At 69.9% G+C, this 16,618-nt stretch carries 20 protein-coding genes; 6 read left to right on the forward strand and 14 right to left on the reverse strand.

Annotation, left to right across the window (positions count from 1 at the left end; translation table 11 throughout):
• Positions 1–27: 27 nt before the first annotated feature.
• The 9 genes from F3S47_RS19280 to ruvC all read right to left on the reverse strand — a co-directional run bounded on the left by F3S47_RS19280 (position 28) and on the right by ruvC (position 6,451).
• Positions 28–1,200 carry a hypothetical protein gene (locus F3S47_RS19280; protein WP_191090061.1) on the reverse strand — a complete coding sequence of 391 codons (1,173 nt, stop codon included), beginning with the start codon at positions 1,198–1,200 and terminating at the stop codon, positions 28–30.
• A gap of 6 nt (positions 1,201–1,206) precedes the next feature.
• On the reverse strand, positions 1,207–1,683 hold the full coding sequence (locus F3S47_RS03300; RefSeq protein WP_150443773.1) for an ExbD/TolR family protein: 477 nt from the start codon (positions 1,681–1,683) through the stop codon (positions 1,207–1,209).
• Between the two features lies 1 nt (position 1,684).
• Positions 1,685–2,359 carry a protein TolQ gene (tolQ, locus tag F3S47_RS03305; RefSeq protein WP_150443774.1) on the reverse strand — a complete coding sequence of 225 codons (675 nt, stop codon included), beginning with the start codon at positions 2,357–2,359 and terminating at the stop codon, positions 1,685–1,687.
• A gap of 175 nt (positions 2,360–2,534) precedes the next feature.
• A complete protein-coding gene (gene ybgC, locus F3S47_RS03310) occupies positions 2,535–2,927 on the reverse strand; it encodes a tol-pal system-associated acyl-CoA thioesterase (RefSeq protein WP_150443775.1) in 393 nt (130 codons plus the stop codon).
• Positions 2,924–3,556 carry a hypothetical protein gene (locus F3S47_RS03315; protein ID WP_150443776.1) on the reverse strand — a complete coding sequence of 211 codons (633 nt, stop codon included), beginning with the start codon at positions 3,554–3,556 and terminating at the stop codon, positions 2,924–2,926. Before F3S47_RS03315 ends, ybgC begins: the two co-directional genes overlap by 4 nt.
• 149 nt (positions 3,557–3,705) lie before the next feature.
• A complete protein-coding gene (locus F3S47_RS19285) occupies positions 3,706–4,032 on the reverse strand; it encodes an SH3 domain-containing protein (protein ID WP_191090062.1) in 327 nt (108 codons plus the stop codon).
• Between the two features lie 181 nt (positions 4,033–4,213).
• Positions 4,214–5,233, reverse strand: a complete 1,020-nt coding sequence (gene ruvB / locus F3S47_RS03325) for a Holliday junction branch migration DNA helicase RuvB (RefSeq protein WP_150443778.1) — start codon at positions 5,231–5,233, stop codon at positions 4,214–4,216.
• 49 nt (positions 5,234–5,282) lie between these two features.
• Positions 5,283–5,948, reverse strand: coding sequence for a Holliday junction branch migration protein RuvA (gene ruvA, locus F3S47_RS03330; RefSeq protein WP_150443779.1), 666 nt, complete (start codon positions 5,946–5,948; stop codon positions 5,283–5,285).
• Positions 5,945–6,451 (reverse strand): crossover junction endodeoxyribonuclease RuvC, encoded by a 507-nt coding sequence (gene ruvC, locus F3S47_RS03335; protein ID WP_150443780.1) that lies wholly within the window; start codon positions 6,449–6,451, stop codon positions 5,945–5,947. Before ruvC ends, ruvA begins: the two co-directional genes overlap by 4 nt.
• 302 nt (positions 6,452–6,753) lie before the next feature.
• Between ruvC and F3S47_RS03340 the strand changes: the two genes are divergently transcribed.
• Complete coding sequence (locus F3S47_RS03340) at positions 6,754–6,963, forward strand: DUF1127 domain-containing protein (protein WP_150443781.1); 210 nt, start codon at positions 6,754–6,756, stop codon at positions 6,961–6,963.
• 94 nt (positions 6,964–7,057) lie between these two features.
• Here the strand turns inward: F3S47_RS03340 and F3S47_RS03345 are convergent, their stop codons facing one another.
• The 5 genes from F3S47_RS03345 to F3S47_RS03365 form a co-directional block, all read right to left on the reverse strand.
• Positions 7,058–7,408: a hypothetical protein gene (locus F3S47_RS03345; RefSeq protein ID WP_150443782.1), complete on the reverse strand. Its 351-nt coding sequence runs from the start codon at positions 7,406–7,408 to the stop codon at positions 7,058–7,060.
• A gap of 64 nt (positions 7,409–7,472) precedes the next feature.
• A complete protein-coding gene (locus F3S47_RS03350; RefSeq protein WP_150443783.1) occupies positions 7,473–8,345 on the reverse strand; it encodes a 50S ribosomal protein L11 methyltransferase in 873 nt (290 codons plus the stop codon).
• A 194-nt stretch (positions 8,346–8,539) separates the two neighbouring features.
• A complete protein-coding gene (msrA, locus tag F3S47_RS03355) occupies positions 8,540–9,190 on the reverse strand; it encodes a peptide-methionine (S)-S-oxide reductase MsrA (protein WP_150444205.1) in 651 nt (216 codons plus the stop codon).
• A 65-nt stretch (positions 9,191–9,255) separates the two neighbouring features.
• The gene (locus tag F3S47_RS03360; RefSeq protein WP_150443784.1) at positions 9,256–10,488 is read right to left on the reverse strand and encodes an MFS transporter; all 1,233 of its coding nucleotides are present in this window, start codon (positions 10,486–10,488) and stop codon (positions 9,256–9,258) included.
• Between the two features lie 63 nt (positions 10,489–10,551).
• A complete protein-coding gene (locus tag F3S47_RS03365) occupies positions 10,552–12,780 on the reverse strand; it encodes a primosomal protein N' (RefSeq protein ID WP_223877700.1) in 2,229 nt (742 codons plus the stop codon).
• Between the two features lie 128 nt (positions 12,781–12,908).
• Here F3S47_RS03365 and fsa point away from each other — a divergent pair, with 128 nt between their 5' ends.
• The 5 genes from fsa (at position 12,909) to F3S47_RS03390 (ending at position 16,501) form a co-directional block, all read left to right on the forward strand.
• Positions 12,909–13,562, forward strand: coding sequence for a fructose-6-phosphate aldolase (gene fsa / locus F3S47_RS03370; protein ID WP_150443785.1), 654 nt, complete (start codon positions 12,909–12,911; stop codon positions 13,560–13,562).
• 87 nt (positions 13,563–13,649) lie between these two features.
• Positions 13,650–14,345, forward strand: coding sequence for a CoA transferase subunit A (locus F3S47_RS03375; protein WP_150443786.1), 696 nt, complete (start codon positions 13,650–13,652; stop codon positions 14,343–14,345).
• Between the two features lie 80 nt (positions 14,346–14,425).
• On the forward strand, positions 14,426–15,475 hold the full coding sequence (locus tag F3S47_RS03380; RefSeq protein ID WP_223877701.1) for a PAS domain-containing protein: 1,050 nt from the start codon (positions 14,426–14,428) through the stop codon (positions 15,473–15,475).
• A gap of 110 nt (positions 15,476–15,585) precedes the next feature.
• Positions 15,586–16,215: a CoA transferase subunit B gene (locus F3S47_RS03385; RefSeq protein ID WP_150443788.1), complete on the forward strand. Its 630-nt coding sequence runs from the start codon at positions 15,586–15,588 to the stop codon at positions 16,213–16,215.
• Positions 16,205–16,501: a GNAT family N-acetyltransferase gene (locus F3S47_RS03390; RefSeq protein ID WP_150443789.1), complete on the forward strand. Its 297-nt coding sequence runs from the start codon at positions 16,205–16,207 to the stop codon at positions 16,499–16,501. Before F3S47_RS03385 ends, F3S47_RS03390 begins: the two co-directional genes overlap by 11 nt.
• The last annotated feature ends 117 nt before the right edge of the window (positions 16,502–16,618 follow it).

Raw genomic sequence — 16,618 nt, forward strand, 5'->3', positions numbered from 1 at the left:
AGATGCCGATCTGCATCGCTGCTCCCCTCAGTACGGCGTGCGGGCGTCGAAGGTCATCTCCACATCCCGCCATTGGCCGTATTTCTCTTCCGGCAGGTCGTAGCCCGACCGGCCGTTCGCATTCTGGCAGCGCAGGACCGCGCGCCGGGCGGCCTCGAAGGCCGCGTTGACCGCAGCCTGCGGCCCGTCGTCGGCCGAGATCTGGCGCACAGAGCCCTCGACCCGGCCATTCCGGTCGAGCGAGAAGCCCACGGTGACGGCGATCCGCGCGGCCTCGGAGCCCGCGTCAACGTTCCAGCAGGCCTGCACCGCGACGCGGAAGCCCTCCTGCTCGGAGCCGGTGAGCGGCGGGCCGGAGGGCGCCTCGGGCGCGGTGGCTTCGGCGGCACCGGCGAGCGCGGCCTCGACGGCGGCGTCGACGGCATCCTCCTCGACCTCCGGCGGCTCGGGCTCCTCGGCGGCCTCGGAGCTCGCCGTGGTCGTCGTGGGCTCTGTCTCGGGCGCGGGCTCCGGCGGCGCGGGACGGTTCGGGCGCGCCTGCGGGCGAAGCGAGGCGAGCGGGGCAGAGGCGGCGGGCTCTTCGGCCTCGGTCACGATCTCGGTCGCGGCCTCCTCCGGCGCGGTCTCTTCCTGCGGCTCCTCGACCACCTCTTCGGGCGGAGCCTCGGACTCGGCGGCCTGCTCCTGCGCCTCCTCGGCGACGGTCACGTCCTCCGGCGGCGCGGGGGCGGCCTCGGACGAGACGCGCTCGGAGGGGCGCGGCGTGGGGCGCGGGCTCTCCTCGAGCGTCGGGTCCTCGACGATCTGCGGAACGGCGGGCTCCGGCTGAGCCTCCGGTTCGGGCTGCGGCTCAGGCTCGGGCTCGGGCTCAGGTTCCGGCGGCGGGGCCGGCTCGGGCTCGGGCTCCGGTTCGGGCACAGGCTCAGGCTCGGGCGCAGGCTCGGGTTCGGGAGCGGCGGGCTCCGGCTCGGCCGGCGCCTCGGGCGCGGCCTCGACCTCGGGCGCGGGCGCCACCGCCTCCTGCTCCGTCTCCGGCTCGGGCGTACTGGCGGAGCGCATCGCCTCGAACTCCTCGGAGGAAACGACCGACACGTCCATCACGTCGAACTCGAGCGGTTCGGAGGCGAGGCCCCAACCCATGACGAGCCACAGCAGGAGCCCCGCGTGGCCCGCGCCGGATATGTAGCCTCCGGGCGTCATGTCTGATCAGCCGTCCGTTCCGTCGAGCCGCGGGCCGCCGATGTCCGTGACCAGGCCGATGTTGTCGAACCCCGCCGCGTTGAGCGCGCCCATGATCTCGGCCACCTGGTTCCAGGCGTTGGCCCCGTCGGCGCGCAGGAAGACCCGGTCGCCCTCTCGCTCTTCCGCGATGGCGCGCAGCCGGGTGATGAACTCCTCCCGCTCCACGTCCGTGGTCTGGATCTGCAGCCCGCCCTCCGCGGTGAGCGTCACCGTCAGCGGCTCTTCCTGCTCGGTCGGCAGGGCGTTGGCCGCCGTCTCGGGCAGCTGCACCGGCACGCCCACCGTCAGCAGCGGCGCGGCCACCATGAAGATGATGAGCAGAACCAGCATGACGTCGACGAAGGGCGTCACGTTGATCTCGGACATCGGCTGGGTGCGGCGCGACCTGCGGCGTCGCTTGCCGCCCCCGTCCCCGCTCGATTTCATCACCCCTGCGCCCATGTCAGGAATCCAGCTGGCGCGAGAGGATGGTCGAGAATTCGTCGGCGAAGGCCTCGTAGCCCGCGATGATGCTGTCGGCGTCCGAGGAGAGCTTGTTGTAGAAGATCACCGCCGGGATCGCCGCGAGCAGGCCCAGGCCCGTCGCCAGCAGCGCCTCGGCGATGCCGGGGGCCACGACGGCGAGGTTGGTGTTCTGCTGCTCGGCGATCTCGATGAAGGCGTTCATGATGCCCCAGACCGTGCCGAAGAGGCCGATGAAGGGCGCGGTCGAGCCGACGGTCGCAAGCACCGGAAGCCCGCGCTGCAACTTGGCCGCCTCCTTGGCGATCGCCACGTCCATCGAACGCTCGATCCGCGAGGCCGCGCCCGGGATCAACGCCCCGTCCTGCCGGTGCGACCGGCGCCACTCGATCATGCCCGCGGCGAAGATCCTCTGCGACTGGCCCTTCGGCTCGGGGCCGATCTCGTCGAACAGCTCGTCCAGCGGCTCGCCCGACCAGAACGACCGGTCGAAGCGGTTCGCCTCGCGCCGGGCCGACTTGTACTGGATCCACTTGTCCACGATGACCGCCCAGCACCAGATCGATGCCGCGATCAGGATCAGCATCACGAACTTGACGGTGAGAGTCGCGCGGGCGAAGAGCGCCCACATCGAGAAATCGGTAGCTGCTTCCATCTGCCTGCCCGTATCCGCCTGCCCCCTTCTTTGACTGGGACGGATCCGTCCCGGGGGGGTCTTGGCCCGGATATACCATGTCCGGGGCGAAATCCACGCGCATCAAGTTCACGACCGCGTATCTCGCGGGAGAAGCGAAAGTTTGCCGGAAGACCTGGGACCGGCCCCTCGCGTCTCAGGTCGCCAGCCGCTCCCGCAGCGTCGCGGGGAGCCGCCGGGGCCGACCGTCCTCGCCCACCGCCACCAGCGTCACCCGGGCGGCGAACAGCCGCTCGCTCTCCCGCAGGACCCGCTGGTCGAGCTCCAGCCGCGAGCCGCCGAGCACGGCGACCTCGGTCTCGACCGCGAGGACATCGTCGAACTTCGCCGGCCGCAGGTACTCCGCGTCGATCCGCCGGACCACGAAGACGAGCCCCTCCTCGGCCTTCAGCCGTCCCTGGTCCACACCGAGCTCACGCACCCACTCCGTCCGCGCCCGCTCGATGAATTTCAGGTAGTTCGCGTGATACACGATCCCGGCGAGGTCGGTGTCCTCGTAGTAGACCCGGCAGGTGAAGCGGTGGGTCATTGCGCCTGCATCCGCGCGTAGATCCTCAGCGCGTGGCTCGGGTCGTGGGCGACCGCAGGCAGGACGGGATCGTAGGCGGCGCGTATGACCGCCGCGATCTCGGGCTTGAGGACGGCCTGGCCGTCGAGCAGGCCCAGCGGCGAGCTCTCCGTGAAGGCGCGGTCGGACCATAGCAGGATCGACTGCGCCGCCTGCCCCAGCGCCAGGGTGGCGGCGGGAAGCTGCGACAGTTCCGCGTCCATGCGCAGGAAGACGAAGCAGGCCCGGATCGCGCCCGCCTGGTCGAAGCGGAAGACCCGGTACTGGTTCGCGCCGCTCTCGCTCAGCTTCTGGACGAGCGGTGCCAGGCCGTCGATCAGCCGGTCGAGGTCCGGCACGCCCAGGAGCTCTTCCCAGTCGCGGCAGAAGAACATCATCAGGTTGGCGCCGAGCTCGGGGTCGGTCTCGGCCATCTTGTGATCGGCCAGCACGACCACCGCCTCGATCGCGCCCTTGAGCGTCATCAGCGTCCTGTCCTCGACGCCGAAGACGATCGGGACCACCGGCCGGCCCCAGCGCGCGCAGACGAAGCTGCCGTCAGACCGGGTGAAAAGCGCCTCGATCTGCTCTGGCGAAACAGGCGCGGTCACGGAGCCTCGCGCGGCGGAAGGGCCGTCGGTCCGGGGACTTCGAGCCTCGGCACGGAGCGATCTTGGGGGCGGGCGACCGTCGGCGACATGCGCCCTTCTTTCCGGTCCCGGCCCGCGGGGTCAAGCCCGCGGGCCGCCGCGCCGGCGCGTCAGCCCGCCCCGTCGACCAGCCAGTTGCCGTGGACCCACCCCACACGCCGGGGCTGGCCGTAGTAGACGCCCCACCAGGGCCCGCTCCGGGCACAGGTGCGCACCATGTCCCCGTTCACCAGCTCGTCGAGCTTGCGGTAGCTGGACCCCGGTCCGCTGCGCACCGCCAGGAAGCCGTCCCCGCCCGGGTCCAGCCCCGCGACCACGCTCCCCGCGCATCCGGCGGCCTGGCCGTCTTCTGCGATCGGAAACCCGACATCGAGGTCCTGCGCCTGCGCCGGTACGACGAGGAGCGCGATTACCGCTGCGAGACAGAGCCGTCCCATGCCGAATCCCTCCGCTAGATTGACCCTTGGTAAATCATGGCCCTGAAGCCTGAAGCGATCAACGCCAGCCGCGTTCGGCGCTCCGGTCCTGGCCCGCGCCTCGCACCGGGGCCGAAAGGTCACGAAAACACGCTTTTCATTGTATTTCCGATCGTTGACCCCCTGTCCAAATTTGGACAGCTCAGTCGAAGAGCCCGCCCTGCCCCGCCGGCCGATCCAGCCCGAGGTGCCGCCAGGCTCCATCGGCCAGCATCCGGCCCCGCGGGGTCCGCTGGATCAGCCCCTGCTGCAGCAGGAAGGGCTCGATGACCTCCTCCAGCGCGTCCCGGCTCTCCGACAAGGCCGCCGAGAGCGTCTCGATCCCCACCGGCCCGCCGCCGTAGCTCTCGGCGATGAGCCTGAGGTAGCGCCGGTCCGCCCCGTCGAGGCCGAGCCCGTCGACCCCCAGCCGCGTCAGCGCCCGGTCGGCGATCTGCTGTGTCACCGTCCCGTCCCCCTCGACCACGGCGAAGTCCACCACCCGCCGCAGCAGCCGCCCCGCGATCCGCGGCGTTCCCCGCGCCCGCCGCGCGATCTCCTGCGCGCCGTCCTTCGTCGCCGGAGCGCCCATCAGCCGCGCCCCGCGGGTGACGATCTCGTGCAGCTCGGGCACGGTGTAGAACTGCAGCCGCGTCGGGATCCCGAACCGGTCCCGGAGCGGCGTCGTCAGCAGCCCCAGCCGCGTCGTCGCCCCCACCAGCGTGAAGGGCTGCAGCTCGATCCGCACCGTCCGCGCCGCCGGACCCTCGCCGATCACGAGGTCCAGTTCGAAGTCCTCGAGCGCCGGGTAGAGCACCTCCTCCACCGCCGGGTTCAGCCGGTGGATCTCGTCGATGAAGAGCACGTCCCGCGCCTCGAGATTGGTGAGGATCGCCGCGAGATCGCCCGCCTTGGCCAGAACCGGCCCCGAGGTCGTCCGGAACCCCACCCCCAGCTCGCGCGCCATGATCTGCGCGAGCGTCGTCTTCCCCAGCCCCGGCGGCCCGTGGAACAGCACGTGATCCATCGCCTCGCCCCGCCTCCGAGCGCTCTCGACGAAGACCCGCAGGTTCGCACGCGCCTCTTCCTGGCCGATGAACTCGTCCAGCGCCTGCGGCCGCAGTGCGCGGTCGGCGTCCTCCGGCTGCCGGTCGGGACGCAGAGTCGGATCGGGCTCGGTCATGGCGCGGCCTTTCGCAAAGTCGCCCGGAGGGCGGATGAGCGGCCCATCCCTAGCCCTTCGGCGCCAGCCGCCTCAAGGCGGCGCGGATGAGGCCCGCCGTGTCCTCGGCCTCTTCCCCGGCCTCGGCGACGGCAGAGGCCGCCTCGGAGGGACCGTAGCCCAGGTTGGTGAGCGCAGAGAGCGCCTCGGACTGGGCCGCCCCGCCGCGTGGAGCGGGTGCCGGCGCGGGCCGCGGCGCGTCGCTCTCGACGACCTCCGGCTCTTCGACGTGACCCGCCATCGCCGCGGCCATCGTCCCGCCCAGCGCCATGACGGAGGGCGCCTTGTCCTTCAATTCGCGCACCACCCGTTCGGCCGTCTTCGGCCCCACCCCCTTGGCCGCCGAGATCGCCGCCGCGTCGCCGAGCGCCACCGCCCGGCCGACGCCCTCGGCCCCGAGCGCACCCAGGATGGCGAGCGACGCCTTGGCCCCGATCCCTTGCACCGACATGAGAAGCCGGTGCCACTCCTTCTCCTGCAGGGTGGTGAAGCCGAAGAGCTGGAGCAGGTCCTCCCGCACCAGCAGGTCGGTATAGAGCGAAACCGCCTCCCCCGGGCCCGGCAGCGCGGCCATGACCCGGTCGGAGACGAAGACGACGTAGCCGACGCCGCCCACCGAGATCAGCACGTGATCCGCGGCCCGGTAGTCGAGCCGCCCGGAGAGCCGACCGATCATGCCCCGGCCCTCGCCACCGCCGCGGCCACCGAGCTCGCGGACTGAAGGTGATGCGCATGGCAAATCGCGACGGCGAGCGCGTCGGCCGCGTCGGGCCCCGCCGGATCACAGCCCGGCAGGTGTAGCCGGACCATGTGATCGACCTGCCGCTTGTCGGCGTGCCCGACGCCCACCACGCATTTCTTCACGGCGTTGGGCGCATATTCCCCCACGGCGAGCCCGGCCCGCGCCGGCACCAGCATGACGATCCCGCGCGCCTGGCCGAGCTTCAGCGTCCCGGCCCCGTCGCGGTTGACGAAGGTCTGCTCCACCGCGGCCGCTTCCGGCGCCCAGTCGGCGAAGACCGTGCTCAACTTTAGAAAAAGGGAATGAAGGCGATCCGACAGCGCGGTGCCCTCGGAGGCGCAAACGCCGTTCGCCACGTGGACCAGGCGGGAGCCGCGCAAGTCGATCACGCCCCATCCTGTCCGCTGCAATCCCGGATCGAGCCCGATTACCCGCATGCCTGCCCCTTATGTTTTGCCGGACGCTAGCACAAAGAGCGAACATCGGCCAAGCCGATTGTCACAATCCGTGATCGAGGCGCACCGCGGAGAACAGGGTCCAATCCCGGCACAACCTGTCCCGAACGCGACATCCCGGGCCGAATTTAACGTCGTTTTTCAGCCACTTGCGTCGCTTCCGTGACATGCAATCCGAGCATGGGACCCATGCAAAAAATACGCTTCCGTGGCCTTGATTCTCCGCCTACCTGCGCTGAACGACACCCACCGCGAGGCCCCTCGCACCGGCTAAGGACAGCACCATGGCGCTCTACGACCAGACCCGCCCCTTCGCCGCCCCCCAGGGCGGCGCCGCCCCTCTCCACACCCGCGCGCTCGCCGCGTTCCGCGCCTGGAACGACTCCCGCAAGACGCGGGGCACCCTCGCCCGCCTGACCTCGCACGAGTTGGCCGACATCGGGCTCGACCACGGCGATATCGACGTGGTGGCCGACGGACGCCGCCGCCGCTGAACGCGGCTCGGACCGGACATTAGGCACAGCCTGTCGCCCGACCCCGGGCGGCAGGCTTTTCTCGTTGAGGGAACATGTGGCGACCCCGCCCGGCTCAACCCCCGGCCCGGTCGACCTGCTCCGCGATCCAGAGAGTCGCGGGGTCCGGCTGCAGGACGAAGGCCCCGGCGCGGTCGACCGGGTCCTCGGGATCGAGCGCCGCGAGACGCTCGGCCCAGTCCTCGGGCCCGAGATGAAGATAGAGACCGGCCTTCAGCGCGAAGGCCAGCAGCGGGACCAGGAGCAGCGCCCGCCACGGAAACCGCCGCATGCGCCGCCGGGCCTTCACGACGATGAGCCCGTCGCGCGTCAGCCGCGGGTCAGCACCATACTCGTTGATCTGCCGGTGCCGCTTCTCGATGCGCTTGACGCGCTGCTCGAAGGGCCGGCGCTGCGTGTCCGACATGAGAGGTCTCCCTCGCTACGGGAGCGGACCCTGCATGGGGAATGGGGCAGTATCGCGGCGCGCGTCAGGCCCTTCGGCGGAGAGTGAGCGTACTCCAGTCGCCGATTTCCTCGTGGTGGGCGAGGTCGAAGCCCGCCTCGTCGTAGCGCGCGATCACCTCCGCCGCCTGGGCATTGAGCAGACCCGAGAGGATGGCGTGGCCGGAGGGCGCCGTCGCCCGCGCCATGGGCGCGGCCAGATCGAGCAGCGGCGCCTTCAGGATATTGGCGAAGACCAGGTCGAAGGGCGCGGCCGCGGCGATCTCGCCGGCCTCGAAACCCGCGGCCTCGACGCAGCGGATCCGGTCGGAGAGCCCGTTGGCCGCGGCATTGGCCCGGGCTACCTCCACCGCGACGGAATCGATGTCCGAGGCGAGGATCTCGCCGGGCCAGAGATGCGCCGCCGCCATGGCGAGCACCGCCGTGCCGCAGCCCACGTCGATCACGGAGTGTTTCACCTCGCCCGCCTCCGCCAGCCGGTCGAGCGCGCGGAGGCAGCCCAGCGTCGTGCCGTGGTGGCCGGTGCCGAAGGCCATGGCCGCCTCGATCAGCAGCGCGACGCGCCCCTCGGGGACGCGATCGGCGTCATGGCTGCCGTAGACGAAGAAGCGACCGGCCTCGACCGGCGCGAGATCGCGGCGCACCTTGGCGACCCAGTCGGTCTCCGGCAGCTCCGAGACGGTGAAATCCCGCGCGCCTTGGGCGGCCGCCAGCAACGAGAGGGCGACTCCATCGGGCGGCTCGGTGAAATAGGCGCCGACCTCCCAGAGCCCGGAGCCATCCTCCATCTCGAAGACGCCCACACCGGTGGGTTCGGGCTCCAGCGCCTCGAGCGCCTCGCCCAGCGCCTGGGCGCGGGCCTCGTCGGAGAGAGTGGTGATCGCGGTATAGGTCGGCATGCCCGCCGCCTACCCGATCGCGCGGGGCCGCGCCAGCACCCTTCTTCTGGGCCCAAGTATCCCTCGGGGGCGGCGAAGGCCCCGGGCCTTCGCCGGCGGGGGCAGACAGCCCCCGACCGCCTTGTCCCGCGCAGGCGGGGCAAGGCTCAGCATGGCTGCGCGGGCCGCAGGCCCGGGCAGTCCGCCGGATCGCGTCAGGCGCCCGTGCCCACCGGGCAGGTCACGCCGGTGCCGCCGATGCCGCAGTAGCCGCCGGGCTCCTTGGCGAGGTACTGCTGGTGGTAGTCCTCGGCGAAGTAGAACTCCGGCGCGGGCAGGATCTCCGTCGTCACGGCGCCGTAGCCCGCATCCTTGAGACGCGGCGCGAACTGGGCCTTGGTGCGCTCGGCGGCCTCCTTCTGCGCCTCCGAGGTATAGTAGATCCCCGAGCGGTACTGGGTGCCGCGGTCGTTGCCCTGCCGCATGCCCTGGGTCGGGTCGTGACCCTCCCAGAAGACCCGCAGCAGGTCCTCGTAGGAGACCTTGGAGGGGTCGTAGACCACGCGGACCACCTCGTTATGGCCGGTCTTGCCGGTGCAGACCTCGCGGTAGGTGGGGTTGGGCGTCTCGCCGCCGGCATAGCCGACCATGGTCAGGTACACGCCGTCGAGCTGCCAGAACATGCGCTCGACGCCCCAGAAACAGCCCATGCCGAAGATCGCCACCTCGTGGCCCGCCGGCACCTCCATGGTGAGGGGGCGTTGGTTGACGAAATGGGTCTCGGCGGTGGGGATGGGCTCGGCGCGTCCCGGAAGGGCTTCGCCCGGCGCCGGCATCTCGAGCGATTTGTTGAGCAGTCCGAACATGGTCTCTCCCGTCATCTGTCTGGGCCTTATATAGGCGGCCCGGGCGGCGGCTTCCACGGGCCGCGTCACTCCGCCGGGGCGGGCAGCCCCCGGCGGGCGAAGATCGTCTCGTTGCCCGGGGCCGGATGGCGCGGCACCAGCAGCCCCAGCGCGAAGGAGCCTCCCGCGATCCCGGCGGCAAGCAGGAAGACCCCGCCCGGCGTCACCAGCCAGAGGTAGCCCAGCGCTGCCGGCAGGAAGACCGCGGCGATGTGGTTGATGGTGAAGGCCACCGCCGCCGTGGGCGCGATGTCCGACGGGTCGGCGATCTTCTGGAAATAGGTCTGCATCGCCAGCCGCAGCGCGAAGAAGAGGTGGTCCACCACGTAGAGCGCCGAGGCCAGCACCACGCCCCAGCCGAACCAGTAGACCCCGCCGTAGGCGAGGAAGACCACCACCAGCCCGCCGTACTCGAAGAGGAGCGCCGCGCGCTCGCCGAAGACCGCGACCACCCGCCCGAAGACTGGGGCGAGCACCATGTTGGCGACGAGGTTGATCAGGAAGAGCGCCGTCACCTGGTGCACCTCGAAGCCGAAGCGCTCCACCATCATGAAGCCCGCGAATACCACGAAAATCTGCCGCCGCGCGCCCGACATGAACTGAAGCGCGTAGTAGAGCCAGTAGCGCCGCCGCAGGATCAGCGTCTTAAACTGCGGATCGGGCGACTCGAACTGCGGGTAGGCGAAGAAGGCGAAGACCGCGATCAACGCCGTCGCCCCGCCCGAGAGCCAGTAGACGAAGCTGTAGGAGAGATCGAAGCTCTCCCAGGTCAGCACGATGAGGACGTAGGCCACTAGCGTCGCCGCCGATCCGGCGGCAAGGATCCAGCCCAGCACCTGCGGCGCCCGCTCCCGGTCGATCCACTGCAACTGGAGCGACTGGTTGACGGTCTCGAAGTAGTGGAAGCCGATCGACGAGAGCATCGTGATCGTCAGGATCCCGCCCAGCGAGGGGAACTGCGCGGTGAGGGCGGTCGCCACCCCCAGCAGGGCCAGCGCCACGAGTCCCAGCACTTGCTCGCGCACCACCAGGATCAGCGCGATCACCCCGACCGCGAAGAACCCCGGCACCTCCCGCACCGTGTGGAGCCAGCCGATGTCCGAGCCGTCGAAGTCCGCGACCTCGATGACGAAGTTGTTGAGCAGAGACGACCAGGTGGCGAAGGCCACCGGCATCGCCATGGCCATCAGGAAGAGCAGCGTCACCGGCCGCTGCCAGAGAGGCAGGGACGGGGCCTCGGAGAGACGGACGATCCGCATGTTCGGTGGATTAGGCCCCTTTTCCGGGGGCCGCCAGACTCCAATGGCCAAGGCGGGCCGGGATCAGAAGAAGCTTTGCGGGTCGATGTCGATGGCCATGCGCGTCTCGCCCTTGAGACGCACCTGCCCGGCCCAGTCCGCGAGGGCCGCCTGCAGCGGCGCGCCCTTGTCGGCTTTCACGAGCAGGCGGACGCGGTGGCGGCCCCGGATCCGGGCGATGGGCGCGGGCGCGGGACCGAAGACCTGGGCGCCGATCCGGCGCAGCGCGACGTCGTTCCGCGCGAGCCGGGTGCCGAGGTCGAAGACCTCCTGCACGTCCGTCCCCGAGAGCACGATCCCGGCCATGCGTCCGTAGGGCGGCACGCCCGCCGCCTCGCGCTCGCGCGCCTCGGCGGCCCAGAAGGCCTCCTCGTCACCGCCGAGGATGGCGCGGATCACCGGGTGTTCGGGCTGGAAGGTCTGCAGCAGCGCCTCGCCCGGCTGGTCGGCGCGTCCGGCCCGGCCCGCGACCTGGCGCATGAGCTGGAAGGTCCGCTCGGCCGCGCGCAGGTCCGAGCCCTGCAGCCCGAGGTCGGCGTCGATCACGCCCACCAGCGTCAGCAGCGGGAAGTTGTGTCCCTTGGCGACGATCTGGGTGCCGATGATGATGTCGGCCCCGCCCTGGGCGATGGCCTCGATCTGCGCCTTGAGCTGTCGCGCGGTCCCGTAGAGGTCGGACGAGAGGATCGCCACCCGGGCGTCGGGAAAGACCCCGGCGACCTCCTCGGCCAGCCGTTCCACACCAGGTCCCACCGGCGCCAGCTTGCCCTCGGCCTCGCAGGAGGGGCAGGCCTCCGGGATCGGCTTGGTCTCTCCGCACTGGTGGCACATCAGCCTCTTGAGGAAGCGGTGCTCGACCATCCGGGCGTCGCAGTGGTCGCAGCCGATCTGGTTGCCGCAGGCCCGGCAGATGGTGACGGGGGCGTAGCCGCGGCGGTTGAGGAACAGCAGCGCCTGCTCGCCTTTCTCGATCCGCCCCTCCACGGCGCGTTTCAGCGTGGGCGAGATCCAGCGCGCGCCGGGCAGATCCTCGTCGCGCATGTCGATGGCGCGCATCCGGGGCATGACGGCGGGGCCGAAGCGGTCGGTCAGGTCGATGCGCTCGTACTTGCCCGCCTCGGCGTTGGCCCAGCTCTCGAGGCTCGGCGTGGCAGAGGCGAGCACCACCTGCGCCCCGGCGAGCGAGGCCCGCAGGACGGCCATGTCGCGCGCGTTGTAGAGGACCCCGTCCTCCTGCTTGTAGGAGGTGTCGTGTTCCTCGTCGACGACGATGAGCCCCAGGTCGCGGTAGGGCAGGAAGAGGGCCGATCGCGCGCCCACGACCATCCGGGCCTGGCCCTCGCCGACCATCTTCCACGCCCGCCGGCGCTCTGTCATGGTCACGCCCGAGTGCCACTCGGCGGGCAACCCGCCGAAGCGGGTGCGGACCCGGTCGAGAAACTCCGACGACAGCGCGATCTCGGGCAGGAGCACCAGCGCCTGCCTCCCCTGCCGCAGGCATTCGGCGACGGCTTCGAGATAGACCTCGGTCTTGCCCGAGCCGGTCACCCCGCGCAGGAGCGTCGTGCCGTAGCGCCCCGACCGGACGCCGGCGCGCAGCCGCTCCGCCCCGGCCTGCTGATCGCCGGTCAGCGCCTTGCCCGGCAGGTCGGGGTCGAGCAGCGGATAGGGCGCGTCGCGGGGTGTGTCCTCTTCGCGGACGGCGCCCTGTTTCACCAGGCCCTTCACGACCGAGGTGCCCACGTCGGCGTAGTCGGCCAGCTCCTTGAGCGTGAACGAGAGCCCGCCGTACTCGCGCAGCACGCCCAGCACCTTCTCGCGGGCGGGGGTCATCCGGTCGGGCGCCCCCTCTCCCAGCCGGTAGACCTTGCGCATCGATGGCGGATCGCCGAGCCCCGGCGCCCGGGTCCCGAGACGCAGCATCGCGGGCATCGGCGTCAGCGTGTAGGCCGCCGCCCGCTCGAGGAACTCGCGCATCTCCTCTGTCATGGGCGGCGCGTCGAGCACGCGTGAGACTGGGCGGATCTTCGACAGGTCGTAGTCGCCGCGCCCCTGGGCCCAGACGACGCCGAGCACGCGGCGGGGCCCGAGCGGGACCTCGACGAACTGGCCGAGCATGCAGCCGCCCTCGGGCGCACGGTAGTCCAGCACCCGGTCGATCGGCTGCGTGGTGAGCACGCCGACGAGATCGCCCTCGTCGAAGAAGCCCTCTTCGGGCGATGTCTGCATCTCGGGAAAGAGGCTCTCGCGCATGGTCCCTCCGAGCGGAGGGATTAGGCCCGCGGGCGGGCGAGGACAAGCCGGGTGCGACGGCTTCCGGCCGGGAGGCGTTTGCGCTAGACCGGCCCCGACCCCATGTTCCGCCCGAAAGGAGCCACCCCATGAAATTCTTCGTAGACACGGCCGACATCGACGCCATCAAGGAGCTGCACGCGCTCGGCATGGTCGACGGCGTGACGACGAACCCCTCGCTGATCCACAAGTCGGGCCGCGACATCAAGGACGTGACCCGCGAGATCTGCGAGCTGGTCGACGGCCCCGTTTCCGCCGAGACCGTGGCGCTCGACGCCGAGGGCATGATCGCCGAGGGTCACGAGCTCAAGAAGATCGCCGACAACATCGCCATCAAGGTTCCGCTGACCTGGGAAGGCCTGAAGGCCTGCAAGCAGCTCACCGACGAAGGTAACATGGTCAACGTCACGCTCTGCTTCTCGGCCAACCAGGCGCTGCTCGCCGCCAAGGCCGGCGCGACCTTCATCTCGCCCTTCATCGGCCGTCTCGACGACCTGAACCTCGACGGCATGAACCTGATTGCCGACATCCGCGAGATCTACGACAATTACGGCTTCGAGACGCAGATCCTCGCCGCCTCGATCCGCTCGGCCAACCACATGTCCGAGGCCGCCAAGATCGGCGCCGACGTGGCCACCGCCCCGCCGAAGGTCATCCAGGCGATGGTGAACCATCCGCTGACCGACAAGGGTATCGAGAGCTTCCTGTCCGACTGGGAAAAGACCGGCCAGAGCATTCTCTAAGCTTGCCTGACGCGGCCCGGGGGGCGGATTGACACCGCTCCCCCGGGCCGTAGGCTTGCCCGCAACACAGATTTACCGGGGGATATCATGCAGAAGGTCTACGGCAACGCGGCCGAGGCTCTGGACGGGCTGCTTCACGACGGAATGCTCATCGCGGCGGGCGGCTTCGGCCTCTGCGGCATCCCCGAGCTGCTGATCCAGGCGATCCGCGACAGCGGCGTGAAGGATCTGACCGTGGCCTCCAACAACGCGGGCGTCGACGGTTTCGGCCTCGGGCTTCTGCTGGAATCCAAGCAGGTCAAGAAGATGATGTCGTCCTACGTGGGCGAGAACAAGGAGTTCATGCGCCAGTACCTCGGCGGCGAGCTCGAGCTCGAGTTCAATCCGCAGGGCACCCTGGCGGAGCGGATGCGCGCCGGCGGCGCGGGCATCGCGGGCTTCTACACCAAGACCGGCTACGGCACGCAGATCGGCGAAGGCAAGGAAGTGAAGGTCTTCGACGACGAGCATTACATCCTCGAGCGCGGGATCTTCGCCGACCTCTCCATCGTGAAGGCCTGGAAGGCCGATACCACGGGCAACTGCGTCTTCCGCAAGACCGCCCGCAACTTCAATCCGCCGGCGGCGATGTGCGGCAAGATCTGCGTCATGGAGGTCGAGGAGATCGTCGAGCCCGGCGAGCTCGATCCCGATCACATCCACCTGCCCGGCATCTACGTGCACCGCCTGATCCAGGGCGAGCACGAGAAGCGGATCGAGCAGCGGACGACCCGGGCGGCCTGACCCCGAGCACGGCCAAGGGCGATTTGTCCGGGGAGCTGTCGTAAGAGTGTTGTAGTTAACGATTCGTGGAGACCGGTGCCGTGGCTGACATACGCAATCTGAAGAGCGAGATCGCGACGACGGCAAACGTCGGCGGTGCGCTCGACAGAACGAGCCTCGGCATCGTGCTGACCAACCCCGAGCTCGACGACAACCAGATCGTCTACGTCAACAGCGCTTTCGAGCAGATGACCGGCTATTCGGCGGCCTCCGCCGTCGGCCGGAACTGCAGGTTCCTGCAGGGCGAGGACACCGACCCCGCCGCCGTGGCCCGCCTCCGGGAAGCGATCCGCGACAAGGAGGAGACCCGCGTCGACCTCCTCAACTACCGCGCGGACGGCGAGCCCTTCTGGAACCGCGTCATGGTCACGCCGCTGCAGCTGGGCGAGAACGAGACGCCCTACTTCCTCGGCGTGCAGGTCAGGATCACGGAGCCCGGCGGCGACGAGGAGCGCGAGGACGGCGACGAGAACTCCATCGACACGATGCTCCACGAGATCCAGCACCGGGTGAAGAACCACCTGTCGATGATCGTGGGCATGATCCGGATGCAGGCGCGCGGCCATTCCGCCGAAGAGGATTTCACCACCCTCTCGCGCCGCGTCGAGACGCTCCAGCTGCTCTACGAGGAGATGGCCTTTCGCGGGGTGAGCCAGCGGCGGAACGACGAGTCGATCGACCTCGGCGCCTATCTCACCAGGGTCGCCAGCGCGATCTCGCACCTCGACGGCCGCAGCGGCGTGCGCGTCAACGTCAACGCCGAGGCCAAGGAGGTGCGCTTCGAGACGGCGACGCGCATCGGCCTGCTGGTCTCCGAGATCCTCACCAACAGTCTCCAGCACGCCTTCGACGGCCGCGACGCGGGGCTTGTCGAGGTGAGTATCCGGGATCTCTCCTCGAACGTGCTGCGGGTCCAGATCAGCGACGACGGGATCGGCCTGCCGCAGGGCCTCGACTGGCCAAACGACGGCAATCTCGGCGGGCGCATCGTCCGCCAGCTTGCGGACGGCCTGGAGAGCGAGGTCATCGTGACCAAGGCCACCTCCGGGACAATCATCACGGTCGACGTGCCCGCCGACCAGCGGGACTAGGCAGCCCTCGACCGTCCCCTCCGGCTGGGCTATCCATCGATGCAACGGGACCGGCCCGCCGCGATGCGCGCGGCGCAGAGCCGGCGGGAACGGCAGAAAGGACGCAGCACATGCCCTGGGATCGCAACGAGATGGCCGCCCGCGCGGCGCAGGAACTCGAAGACGGCACCTACGTGAACCTCGGCATCGGCATTCCGACCCTGGTGCCGAACTACATCCCCGAGGGCGTGAACGTCACGCTACAGTCGGAGAACGGGATGCTGGGCATGGGTCCCTTCCCGCTCGAGGGCGAGGAGGACCCCGACCTCATCAACGCCGGCAAGCAGACCATCACCGAGCTGCCGCATACCGCCTACTTCGACAGCGCCACCTCGTTCGCGATGATCCGCGGCGGCAAGATCGCCATGGCGATCCTCGGCGCGATGGAAGTGGCCGAGAACGGCGACCTCGCCAACTGGATGATCCCCGGCAAGCTGGTGAAGGGCATGGGCGGGGCCATGGACCTCGTCGCCGGCGTGAAGCGCGTGATCGTGGTCATGGATCACCAGAACAAGGCGGGCGAGTCCAAGCTGCTCAAGGAATGCACCCTGCCCCTGACCGGCACGGGCGTTGTGAACCGCATCATCACCAACCTCGGCGTGCTCGACGTGGTCGAGGGCGGGCTGAAGATCATGGAGACCGCTCCCGAGGTCACCGAGGACCAGATCCGCGAAGCAACCGAGGCGACGATTGTCAACTGACACCCCCGAGATCCGGCGAGAGGTGGAGGGGTCCAAGGGCCGCTACGTGATCTCGACGCCGGAGGGGGAGGCGGAGCTGACCTACTCGGTTCTCTCCGCCGCGCTCGTCATCGCCGATCACACCGCCGTACCCAAGGCGCTGGAGGGCAAGGGCTACGCCCGTGCCCTCCTCGACCGGATGCTCGATGACGCGCGGACCGAGGGGTTTCGCATCGTGCCGCTTTGTCCCTACGTGAATTCCCAGCGGGCCAGGCACCCGGAATGGGCCGATCTCTTCTCGGTCTGACGCCGATCCGGCGTTTCCGGATCCGGGACGACGTCATTCTATTGCCCCAATCCGTCGCTAATCCGGCGCCAATGACACCGAAGCCCGCAGTCCCCGCGCCAGAGGTGCGCGCGTCCT

The organism is Histidinibacterium aquaticum (assembly GCF_008710275.1).
Taxonomy (GTDB): domain Bacteria; phylum Pseudomonadota; class Alphaproteobacteria; order Rhodobacterales; family Rhodobacteraceae; genus Oceanicola; species Oceanicola aquaticus.